Annotated in this window: 15 protein-coding genes; 13 read left to right on the forward strand and 2 right to left on the reverse strand. The window is 36.2% G+C overall.

What is annotated here, in order from left to right; all coding sequences use genetic code 11:
• Nucleotides 1–49: 49 nt before the first annotated feature.
• Nucleotides 50–1,105: an Abi family protein gene (locus HHT355_RS02315; RefSeq protein ID WP_103201837.1), complete on the reverse strand. Its 1,056-nt coding sequence runs from the start codon at nt 1,103–1,105 to the stop codon at nt 50–52.
• A 215-nt stretch (nt 1,106–1,320) separates the two neighbouring features.
• The gene (locus HHT355_RS02320; protein ID WP_103201838.1) at nt 1,321–2,097 is read right to left on the reverse strand and encodes a shikimate dehydrogenase family protein; all 777 of its coding nucleotides are present in this window, start codon (nt 2,095–2,097) and stop codon (nt 1,321–1,323) included.
• A gap of 273 nt (nt 2,098–2,370) precedes the next feature.
• Here HHT355_RS02320 and spoIIIAA point away from each other — a divergent pair, with 273 nt between their 5' ends.
• The 13 genes from spoIIIAA (at nt 2,371) to HHT355_RS02385 (ending at nt 11,475) form a co-directional block, all read left to right on the forward strand.
• Nucleotides 2,371–3,324, forward strand: coding sequence for a stage III sporulation protein AA (gene spoIIIAA / locus HHT355_RS02325; RefSeq protein ID WP_103201839.1), 954 nt, complete (start codon nt 2,371–2,373; stop codon nt 3,322–3,324).
• A 29-nt stretch (nt 3,325–3,353) separates the two neighbouring features.
• Nucleotides 3,354–3,875: a stage III sporulation protein AB gene (locus tag HHT355_RS02330; protein WP_103201840.1), complete on the forward strand. Its 522-nt coding sequence runs from the start codon at nt 3,354–3,356 to the stop codon at nt 3,873–3,875.
• A gap of 89 nt (nt 3,876–3,964) precedes the next feature.
• Nucleotides 3,965–4,162, forward strand: coding sequence for a stage III sporulation protein AC (gene spoIIIAC / locus HHT355_RS02335; protein ID WP_103201841.1), 198 nt, complete (start codon nt 3,965–3,967; stop codon nt 4,160–4,162).
• Nucleotides 4,163–4,191: 29 nt separating this feature from the next.
• On the forward strand, nt 4,192–4,578 hold the full coding sequence (locus HHT355_RS02340) for a stage III sporulation AC/AD family protein (RefSeq protein WP_103201842.1): 387 nt from the start codon (nt 4,192–4,194) through the stop codon (nt 4,576–4,578).
• Between the two features lie 38 nt (nt 4,579–4,616).
• Complete coding sequence (locus HHT355_RS02345; RefSeq protein WP_158245864.1) at nt 4,617–5,801, forward strand: stage III sporulation protein AE; 1,185 nt, start codon at nt 4,617–4,619, stop codon at nt 5,799–5,801.
• 23 nt (nt 5,802–5,824) lie between these two features.
• Entirely contained in the window at nt 5,825–6,448 is a 624-nt protein-coding gene (locus HHT355_RS02350; protein WP_103201844.1) for a stage III sporulation protein AF, read from the forward strand.
• A 1-nt stretch (nt 6,449) separates the two neighbouring features.
• Nucleotides 6,450–7,052 (forward strand): hypothetical protein, encoded by a 603-nt coding sequence (locus tag HHT355_RS02355; RefSeq protein WP_103201845.1) that lies wholly within the window; start codon nt 6,450–6,452, stop codon nt 7,050–7,052.
• A gap of 14 nt (nt 7,053–7,066) precedes the next feature.
• A complete protein-coding gene (locus HHT355_RS02360; protein WP_158245865.1) occupies nt 7,067–7,888 on the forward strand; it encodes a SpoIIIAH-like family protein in 822 nt (273 codons plus the stop codon).
• 305 nt (nt 7,889–8,193) lie between these two features.
• Nucleotides 8,194–8,580, forward strand: a complete 387-nt coding sequence (locus HHT355_RS02365) for an Asp23/Gls24 family envelope stress response protein (RefSeq protein WP_103201847.1) — start codon at nt 8,194–8,196, stop codon at nt 8,578–8,580.
• 106 nt (nt 8,581–8,686) lie between these two features.
• Entirely contained in the window at nt 8,687–9,082 is a 396-nt protein-coding gene (gene nusB, locus HHT355_RS02370; RefSeq protein ID WP_103201848.1) for a transcription antitermination factor NusB, read from the forward strand.
• 19 nt (nt 9,083–9,101) lie between these two features.
• Nucleotides 9,102–10,307, forward strand: coding sequence for an exodeoxyribonuclease VII large subunit (gene xseA, locus HHT355_RS02375; RefSeq protein WP_103201849.1), 1,206 nt, complete (start codon nt 9,102–9,104; stop codon nt 10,305–10,307).
• 54 nt (nt 10,308–10,361) lie between these two features.
• A complete protein-coding gene (xseB, locus tag HHT355_RS02380; protein ID WP_103201850.1) occupies nt 10,362–10,571 on the forward strand; it encodes an exodeoxyribonuclease VII small subunit in 210 nt (69 codons plus the stop codon).
• Complete coding sequence (locus tag HHT355_RS02385) at nt 10,561–11,475, forward strand: polyprenyl synthetase family protein (RefSeq protein WP_103201851.1); 915 nt, start codon at nt 10,561–10,563, stop codon at nt 11,473–11,475. Before xseB ends, HHT355_RS02385 begins: the two co-directional genes overlap by 11 nt.
• The last annotated feature ends 12 nt before the right edge of the window (nt 11,476–11,487 follow it).

Here is an 11,487-nt window from a genome sequence, read left to right on the forward strand (position 1 = left end):
GAAAAAATGTAGTCCGAATAAAATTTCCGGACTACTTTTTTTATATAAATTAATATGTAATAAGTATATTTTTCCAGTTATCAGGGAATCCCATTACATCTAAAACATCATTGACTGAAATTGTTTTAAGTTGTTTACTTAATTTCTTTATTTCTAATTCAAGAGCGGATATAAACTCATTTAAATCTTGCTTACTAAGTAACTGACGGAAAATAATTACTATTGCATATAAATCGCATAAACCTTTAGTATAAGAGCCACTAGCGTTTCTAGGGAGATTAAGGCTTGAGAAATAAGGAATACTTCTTGTGTGTATGAGTTGCTTAAATCTTATATCAAAAAAACGTTCATCATGGGCACATTTATTTCTTGCAAATCCAAGTATACTCATGTATTTATGTAGTTCTATGTAGTTAATATGAAATTGCCTAGCGATTTCTATTTTGTCATCGTCTTTCATGTAAAGATAAAAGGTAGTCACTTTACCAAACGTGAGAACATTTACTAAAACCCATAAAGGTATATAACCATGTTTTATCATGTAATGAGTGACCATAGGATGATGTTTATTAAGTTGACGAGCGATTTCTTGATGTATATCACCAATTAGACGAGTTATGTTAGCAACATTTTCTTCTTGACTAATTCTTTTTATTTCAGAAATGTCATTAATAAGATCTAAATTATATCTTTTTGCGATCTTCTTTAATTCAGACACAGAATTTGATGCTGTACAATGGAAATTATCAATTTTAAGATAATTATCGTATCCATATTTTTTTGAAAAATGATGTGATACTATAGACTTAAAATGATTTTCAAGCTTAAGTATATACTTAAGATATATTATACGTATTTCACGGTCAAATGTATATAGAGCATATATTTCATCAAATTTTGTTCCGGGTTTATAGACCTCTTGATTGAAATTTGAAGCAGAACGGTCAATAAAGAGCTCTTTGTAACCATTTATAACATTATAGTAGTTCTCTTTTTCTAATATACGAATAACTCGTGATCCTGCAGAGCCCTTTTTAATATTTATACCTCTATTTCTTAAAAGAGAAATTAACTGTTTATAGGATTTAAAAACTTTCTTTTCCATTGGTTAATATCTCCTTATTATAACAAGCCCCCGGGCCCGAGGGACACCGGAGGACAAACTGGCACATCTTCTGCAATCTGATTGTACCATTTACAGTATATTTTGTCAACAAAAAATGGTTATACAGACTGCTTTAGACGTCCTTATATATTATATGCAGTCGAAAAAATTGTAGTCATTATAATTCGAAAATATTATTAAATTAATTTCACATATTATACGTTTTCATAACCTAAATGTTTAAGCAGTTCTTCGGTAATGGTTTCTATTATATCATCATCAAGTTTTATTCCCCTGAAATGTTCCTGGGCCTGCTTTGCCTGGGCTACCAGCATAACAAGGCCTGTAACTGCTTTAATGCCAAGACTTTCTGCTTGTTGTGCAAGTTTAGTTTTTAAAGGGTTAAAGATTACGTCAACTACAGCAATACATGATTTAAAAGGGGTTAAATCAAGGGGAGATGCATCCATGTTGGGGTACATTCCTACCGGTGTAGTATTAACTATAATCTCGGCATCCGTATGATTTTGCCGGCAGTCTTCATAAGAAATTACACCACCCGCAGGGTTTCTGCTGACTGTAAGTATTTCTTTGGCACCCAAGGTTTCCAAAACTGTGCGGGCTGTTTGAGATGTGCCTCCGTTACCTAAAATCAGGCATTTTTTTTGATTTACACTAATATTATTGCGGTTAAATAGATACTTAAGCCCATAAAAATCGGTATTATATCCGGTAAGCCGGCCGTTTTTGTTGACGACGGTATTGACGGCTCCTATTTTTTTTGCCAAAGGATCAAGTTCGTCAAGATAAGCTATCACTTTCTGCTTATAGGGAATAGTCACATTTATTCCGGCAAATTCTTTCTTTCTCATAAACTTATCAAACTCTTCATTGTCTAAAGGAATCAAGTCATAAGGTTCGTTTATTATTCTTTCATGAATGATTTTTGAATAACTGTGGCCAAGCTTTTCTCCGATTAAACCGTATCTCATCTTTATCCCCTTTTTATTTGATTATTTTTATGAAATATACATTCTTATGTATGAATATCACATAAGAAACTATATATGCTTTTTAGTTATTGCTTTTATTATAGTAAATTTTACATATAATGCAATATATTTGTTCTTCTGTCTTAATTTCCTGATTCTTATCATTAAGAAATATTATAATCAACGTCATATTTTCATAAGGCAGGAATATATTGTTTTAGAAGAAAATGGATAAGCCATATTGGTACGGGTACCGGTAAGGGGGTGGCGTTTATGGAAGAAAAAGACGAGCTTCTTAAGATTTTCTCAATGAAGCTAAGGATGACACTCGGCAATATGCGGATTAATTTTGATGATTTGCAGGAAATACGGCTTAGGATTAATTGCCCTCTTATAATAAATTACAAAAACAAGGAATATTTTGTATCGGAAGACGGATCTTTGGTAACTGATCCTCTTAAGGGAGTTTTGGTTTCGAAAAATGAAATAAAAGAAACTATGGAATATATCAGCAATTATTCTTTATATGCATTTGAAGAAGAAATAAGACAAGGGTTTATAACCATAAGCGGAGGTCACAGGATAGGTATTGCGGGAAAAACTATCATACAGGGGAATCATATTAAAGGAATGAAGTACATATCCTTTATAAATATAAGACTTGCCCACCAGGTGAAAGGCTGTGCCGATAAAGTGATGCCTTATCTGATTGACGAAAAAAACCGTAGTATTTATCATACATTGATTATCTCACCGCCCAAATGCGGCAAAACAACTTTGCTTAGGGATATTATCAGGCAGGTTTCCGACGGGGGGCCTAATTTTCAGGGTATGAATGTCGGAGTAGTGGACGAGCGTTCGGAAATCGGGGCCTGCTATATGGGAGTACCGCAAAACGAACTTGGTATAAGAACCGATGTGCTGGACTGTTGTCCGAAAGCAAAGGGAATGATGATGTTAATAAGGTCCATGTCGCCACAGGTTATAGCTGTTGACGAAATCGGGTCCAAAGAGGATCTTGAAGCAATAAATCATGTAATTAACTGCGGATGCAAACTGATAGCTACCGTACACGGCAGTTCCCTTGAAGATGTAAAAAGTAAGCCGGTATTGGGAGAGCTAATGCAAAATAAGATATTTGAGCGCTATATAATACTGAATAATATTAAAAGCATCGGAAATATCGAAAAAATCTGTGATGCTGCCGGAAATAAAATATGGGGATAATTTCAGACTGATGCGAAGGAGGAAATAAGGTGATTTTTAAGATAGTCGGATGCATTCTTATTATTCTTTCCTCGACCTTAATGGGCTTTTATTGTAGCTGCGAACTTAAATCAAGAATTGATGATTTAAAAGAACTTAGAAAAATTATTATGCTGCTTAGGGGAGATATCCGTTACGGCAATACACCCTTGCCTGAAGCGATAAATGCTATTGCCAAAAGACATGACGGAAATTTTAAAAATTTTTTAGTCAAAGTTTCGGACAGCCTAAGGGAACGTTTGGGCAATACATTTTCCCAGATATGGGCGCAAGCCGTAGAAAAGGAATTACATATAACCTCCTTAAATAAAAGGGACAAGTACCAAATGATTCAATTCGGTGAACATCTCGGGTATCTCGATAAGGAAATGCAGCTTAATACACTGGATCTTTATATTGCACAGCTTGACGAGGAAATACGGGAACTTTCGGAGACCGTAAAGGAAAAAACTTACCTGTATAACAGTCTTGGAATTATGGCCGGCATATTTATAGCCATTATACTGGCATAATATTTAATTTTAAATAAGAAGCTGATAAGGCTTATATATCAATAAATTATGAACATTGAGGTTAACAAAGGAATGCATGGGGGTTAGGGATGGAAATTTATTTGATTTTTCGGATTGCAGTAGTTGGAATATTGGTTTCCTTATTAAATCAGATTTTAAAGCAATCAAACCGGGATGAACTTGCCTTTTTGACAAGCCTGGCCGGTCTGCTTTTGGTTATGTTCTGGCTTCTTCCGTATATTAATAAGTTATTTTCCACAATTAAAGATCTTTTTGCCATGATATAAAAAGACTTAAAAGAAGGTGCTAAAAATTTATGATTACTGTGGCTGTTATCAGTATAATCGCGGTTTTACTTGCCATTATTTTTAAAAAGGGAAAAGAAGAATATTCTTTATATATAAGTATTGCTGCCTGTTTTATTATTCTGATGCTGGGAATAGAAAAGCTTGATGTTATCCTTGATGCCATAAACCGCCTGCAGGGGTATATAAGGATAAATAAGGCGTATATAAGCATACTTGTCAAAATAATAGGCATAACTTATGTAACGGAATTTGCCGCATCCCTATGCAAGGACAGCGGTTATAATGCCATAGGTGAGCAGGTTGAACTGGTGGGGAAGCTTTCTATACTGGCAATCAGTATGCCTATTTTACTTGCGCTTCTTGATACCATAAATAACTTCCTGAACGTAAGGTAAAAAGAAGATGTTAAGGCTGGGGAGGCCGGATGTGTGATATGACAAAAAGAAAGGGCAAAGTATTTGATAGTAAAAAAATAATCAGATTAAATTGCTTATATAAATTGGTTTTTGCCTTTATATTTTTTTTATTTATATCTGCAGCTTTATCTGGTACAGCATATGCCGCAGATAATTATTATGAAGATATAAGCTATGAAGAAATTCAGGAAGTAATAGATAACATTTTGGAACGCAATAAAGAAGTAAATTTTGAAGATTATGTAAAAAAGCTGATGTCCGGAGAAGAATCATTTTCTTTGGCAGCCATAGGAGATAAATTGATTAAAGCCTTAAGTGAAGAAATTAAGGCTCACATAAGTACCTTTACACAGTTAATATCTATTGCCCTGATAGCCGCTATTTTTACCAATCTGGCCAAAGCATTTAAATATCAGCAGGTATCTGAAACCGGATATTATGTTACATATCTGCTTTTATTCGGACTCTTAATTAGTTCTTTTATAGGCGCATCAGCCATAGCATCCAAAGTGATCGGGCAAATTCTCGATTTTATGAAAGCCTTGGTACCTGCCTATTTTATGGCCGTATCATTTTCAACCGGAAGTATGTCTTCACTGGTGTTTTACAAGGCGGCTCTTATGGTAATAACGTTGGTAGATTTTATAATAATAAAATTTATAATACCTATGGCAAACTTCTATCTGATTATAATGCTTGCCAATAATCTGTCTAAAGAGGACATGCTGTCAAAGCTGGCGGGACTTATAGAAACTTTAATTCAGTGGCTGCTTAGAAGCCTTTTAGCAGCCGTCATAGGCTTTCAGACTATCCAGGGCCTGGTAGTACCCGTGGCAGATCAGGTGAAGCGCTCTATAATTTTTAAAGCATCTTCTGCTATTCCCGGAATCGGTAATGCCATAGAAGGTGTTACGGAAACAGTTATAGGTTCCGGGATTTTACTGAAAAATGCAATTGGAGCAGCCGGTTTAATTGTAATATTAATTATTTGTTCGGTTCCGATTATACAACTTACCGCTATAACATTAATCTATAAAATAAGCTGTGCAGCTTTGCAGCCTATATCCGACAAGAGGATTATTGAATGTATTAATGCTTCCGCCAAATCTGCTCAAATGCTTCTTAAATCGGTAATGGCAGGTGCAGTCTTATTTCTTTTGTCCATAACAATTGTTGCTATATCGACAGGGAAAGGAATTTAAGAGCAAAACGCTGGAGGGATTTCATGGGGGAAATTTATGAATGGGTGCGCAATATTGTTATTTATCTTATCCTTAATACCATAATCATGAACTTACTTGGAAATAGCAATTATAAAAAGTATATCAGTATTGTATCCGGGATGATTCTGCTGATTATAGTTACAACCCCTTTTATCAAGCTCTTAAAACTTGGAGATATTATGGACTATTATCTTAATGCAAACATATACAGAACCGATATTTCGGATTATAAGAATAAACTGATTCTCATGGAGGAAAAGCAAAAAGAGGCTGTAATCAATGAATTAAAGAACAGGATAAAGGATCATGTATCAGAATTACTGGCTGAAGAAGGTCTTTATTTATACGATTTTGATATTGCAATAAACCGGGATGAAAACAGCAGAAATTACGGAGAGATTGAAGCCATGTATATTACGGCGGGATATGAGGAAAGTGAAAACATACCTGTGCAAAAAATCAATATAGAAAGAATTGTTATTTCTGATCTAAAGAAAGATTCAAAATCAGCAAAAGAGGACAGGCAAAAAATACCATCTCCTGAGGAAATTCATTTAAAAAATAGGTTATCGGACTTCTATAACCTAAAGAAAGATAATATAAATATTAGTATACAGGGAGGATAATATGGAAAAAAAGAAAATATCCCTGAAAGATATCGGAATGCCAAAGCTTATATTTATGTTTGCGGCAGGAGTTCTGCTGATTCTTCTATCATTTCCTGGATTAATAGGAGGGGATAAAGAAAGCAAGGATAAAGAAATTAACACGGAATCTTCGGATTATAAAAATGATATGAATACGACAAGCTATGATTTGAATACCTATATATCAGAATTAGAAAGCAAGCTTAAAAACATCCTGCGTAAAGTACAAGGTATCGGAGATGTTGAGGTTATGATTACCTTAAAAACTACCGGAGAAAAAGTTCCACTAAAAGATGTACCGTATATACAGGAAGAACTTGACGAAGCTGACGGAGAGGGTGGTAGCAGAACAAGCAACCGTATTCAAAAGGAAGAAAGTACGGTTATGATTACCGATGAAGAGGGAAACACAGAGCCTTACATATTACAAGAACGTATACCTGAGATAGAGGGGGTTGTGGTAATTGCCGAAGGCGGCGACAATGTCTTTGTAATAAAGGATGTTATTGAAGCTTGCGAGGTATTATTTAATATTCCAGCGCATAAAGTAAAGGTGATGAAGATGGGTGATGGTATCAAATGATCAGGAGGTTTAATATGAAAAATATATTTAAGAAAAATCAAATCATAATCACCGCACTGGCGATTATGATTGTGATTGCCGGTTATTTAAGCTTTACCAGCAAGGATAAACCGGACGAGGAAGATTCGCTTGTTACTGCGAATCCGGATTATGAGGTAATTTCTGGTATGGACGGGGAATTGTTCGCCCAGGATGTAGGTACTGATGATACAACCACCGACGATACCAATGATACAACAGACGACACAACAGACGATACTGCCGATACAACGGACACAGATCAGGATGTTACCGCTACCGAAGAAGATGACGATACACCCGTTGATGTTGACGAAGATACTGATAATCAGGAATTGGGAGATATATCGGATGAGGATTTATTGGCTAGCGCCAATGATGTAAAAGACACAGGAGAACTTGATATCAAAGAACAAGGCGTACCCGGAGAAGCTGTTCTTGCAAGCACAACTTTGGACGGAAATTTCTTTATAAGCAAGAAACTTGAAAGAGAACAGGATAGGGCAAGAAGTAAAGCTGATCTTCAGGCTATGATTGAAAGCAACAGTATTTCGGAAGATGCCAAACAGCCTATTATAGAAAGAATGATTGAGCTTACAAGGATTGCTGAAATTGAAAATAATACGGAAATAATGCTGGAAGCAAAAGGTTTTGCTGACGCTATGGTGACAATGAATGCCGACGGAGATGTTAACGTGGTTATCAACGCGCCATCGCTTTCAGACCAGCAACTGGCTATTATAGAAGAGATAGTAATGAAGGAAACCAATGCACCTATCGAAAAAATAACAATTAACCCTGTTGTGGTTGCAGAATAGCATTACATATTCAGTATAAAGATTAATGAGATTTTTGATCCGATAAAGAAACGTAAAAAAAGAATACTTATGTTTAAAAGGCTGTCACATAAATATCTGTGACAGCTTATTAGTTTTTACGATATATTTTTATAAAGTGTAAAACTTAAAAAATACCTAAAAAGATACTAGGAACATAAAAAATATTATTAATAATTGCAAAAGATGATAAGTTTGGTATAATACTATATAATATGTTATATTGTAATCTATAAATAAGTATATAGGTTATGCCAAACCTAAATGGAACATAGGAGGTATCTACCGTGAATAAAGAACAAGAAATCAGGAACACATATAAAATACACGAAAACGGAAGAGTAGGAGAAGTACAGATTGCCGATGAAGTTGTAGCGGTTATAGCCGGGCTGGCTGCAACTGAGGTTGAAGGGGTTGCTTCCACCGGCGGAAATGTTACCAATGATTTGGCAGGCAAATTCGGAAAGAAAAACATATCAAAAGGAGTAAAAGTTTCCGTGAGTCCTGATTCGGTATCGGTGGATATGGCTCTCACCTTGAATTATGGATACGGAGTTTTGGAAACTGCCAAACAGGTACAGGAGAAAGTTAAATTAGCTATAGAGAATATGACCGGACTTCATGTAAATTCGGTGAATGTCCGGATAGCCGGAGTTAATATAGTTAAAGAGTAAGTTGTACCAAACCAGGGGGATGTTGCAGACTAATCATGTACTGTCAAAGCAGGCAGTATTTGCAGCAACCCCTTTTATTCTGGACGCTCATAGGAGGAAATAAAGAGTGACAAGAAGAGAACTTAGAGAGCATGTATTTTTGATGATGTTTCGTAAAGAGTTTCATGACAAGAATGAATTGCCTGAACAGATAAAGTTATATTTATCTGATTTAGAAAACATTTCACCGGAAGAATATGATTATTTGATAAAACGGGTTAATGCAATAATGGAAAAAGTGGAAGAAATAGATGACATATTGTCAAAAACGACAAGCGGCTGGTCAATAAAGCGGCTAGGCAAAGTTGAGCTTACAATTCTTAGGATAGCCGTATATGAGATGCGCTATGACGATGAAATTCCGGTTAAGGTAGCCATTAACGAGGCTGTTGAACTGGCTAAAACGTTCGGAGGAGACGAAACGCCGGCATTTATTAACGGAGTACTGGCAAAATTGGTTTAATACCAAAAGAGAGGTAAATATGAGGCAGGCTTTTACAGTTACCGAAGTAAACAGATACATTAAAAATATGTTTATAAAGGACCCGTACCTGAATAATATTTATGTAAAAGGAGAAGTATCCAACTGTAAATATCATACATCCGGCCATATCTATTTTACCCTCAAAGATGCAGAGGGCCAGTTGGCATGCGTGATGTTTGCAGGCCAAAGAAGAGGCTTGACCTTTCGGCTGGAAGAAGGCCAAAGTGTTATAGTTTTAGGAAGTATCAATGTATATGAAAGGGACGGAAAATATCAGTTATACGCAAATCAGATAATTCTTGACGGACTGGGCAGATTGTATGAGCAGTTCGAAAAACTTAAAAAAACTTTGGAAGCAGAAGGACTGTTTGACAAAGCCCATAAAAAGCCGATACCTCCTTATCCGAAAAGGGTTGGCATTGTTACGGCAGCCACCGGAGCCGCTATACAAGATATAAGGAATATATCAAGACGCAGGAATCCTTATGTTCAGCTTGTTTTGTATCCTGCCCAGGTTCAGGGGGAAGGAGCGGCAGAAAGTATTGTACGGGGCATAAAAATTCTGGATAAGTTAAAACTGGATGTAATAATAGTAGGAAGAGGCGGAGGCTCTATCGAGGATTTGTGGGCTTTTAACGAAGAAATTGTTGCCCGGGCCATTTATGCCTGCAATACTCCCATAATATCAGCGGTGGGGCATGAAACAGATTTTACCATAGCCGATTATGTGGCAGACCTTCGGGCACCGACTCCTTCGGCAGCGGCTGAGCTGGCTGTAAATGATTACATAGCTTTCAGCAATAAGATAGAAGACTATAAAAGAAAAATGCAAAAAGCCGTAATGCATAATGTGGCACTACATAGGTCAAAACTGCGGGAATATAAGCTTAAGCTTTTTTATGCCAGCCCCTCATATCAAATCAGGCAGAAAAAGCAAAGGCTTGCGGATATAGAAGAAAAGATGGCATATCATATGGAACGTAAGTTAAAAGAAGTACGCCATAAGATGGAAATATATATTACAAAACTGGAGGGGTTATCACCCCTGTCCAAGTTAAAGAAAGGATATGCCTTAGTTTCAGGTAAGGAAGGAAAACCTATACAAAGCATCCGTGAAGTTGAAAAAAACGATTTGCTTCGTATCTCGCTTTTGGACGGTGACATAATATCCCGCGCTGAAGAAATTACAGAAATTAAAAGATAAAGTATATGGTATGGATTCTTTATAGAGAATGTAATAATCGCAACGGAGGTTAATATGGCGGAAAAAGACTTTAAATTAGAAGAAGCCTTTGAAAAACTGGATAAAATTATAGAAGAACTGGAAAAACCGGATATAAGCCTTGAAAATTCATTTGCCCTTTATCAGGAAGGAATGAAGCTATTAAAGGCCTGTAATGATTCCATAGACAAGGTGGAGAAAGAACTTATTATATTAAGTGAAAGCGGAGAAAATGATGAACTTTGATGCTGAGTTAAAGCAAAAAACCGGTGAAATCGAAAATATAATTCTTAAATTTCTTCCGAAAGAAGAAGGTATATACAAAAATCTTATGGAAGCCATGAACTACAGTGTTTTGGCAGGAGGAAAAAGGCTTCGTCCGATGCTTATGCTGGAAACCTTCCGTTTGTTCGGCGGTAAAAATGAAAGCATCCTTCATCCTTTTATGGCAGCTATAGAAATGATTCATACCTATTCCCTTGTTCATGATGATCTGCCGGCCCTGGATAACGATGAACTTCGCAGGGGCAGAAAAACCACCCATGTGGTATACGGAGAGGCTCTTGCCATCCTTGCCGGTGATGGCCTTCTTACCTATGCCTTTGAAACCGTATCAAAGGCATTTGAAGCAGTAGACGATAACGATGACAAAGCTCATACGGTTTATAAAAGAATTTTAAAAGCAATTAATATATTGGCAGAAAAAGCCGGTATTCACGGAATGATCGGTGGACAGGTAATAGATATCGAATCTGAAGGTCGCCGGATTGAAAAAGATACACTGGATTTAATGTATCGGTTAAAGACCGGAGCTTTGATACAGGCTTCCATGATGATAGGCGGGGTTATAGCAGGGGCTAAAGATGAGGAAATCAGGACTATAGAAGCTATTGCAAAAGACATTGGCCTGGCTTTTCAGATCAGGGATGATATTCTTGATGTTATCAGTGATGACAAAACCCTCGGAAAGCCCGTTCACAGTGACGAAAAAAACGAAAAATGCACCTATGTTTCGCTAATGAATATTGAACAGGCAAAAGAAGAAGTGGCAAAGGTTACCGAACGGGCAATTAAAGCCTATAAATCTTTGCCTTATAAGAACGAATTTTTGGAAGAACTGATTATTAAGCTTATTAACAGGGATAAGTAGAAAAATTTATCT

The sequence above is a fragment of the Herbinix hemicellulosilytica genome (assembly GCF_002904165.1).
GTDB lineage: Bacteria > Bacillota > Clostridia > Lachnospirales > Lachnospiraceae > Mobilitalea > Mobilitalea hemicellulosilytica.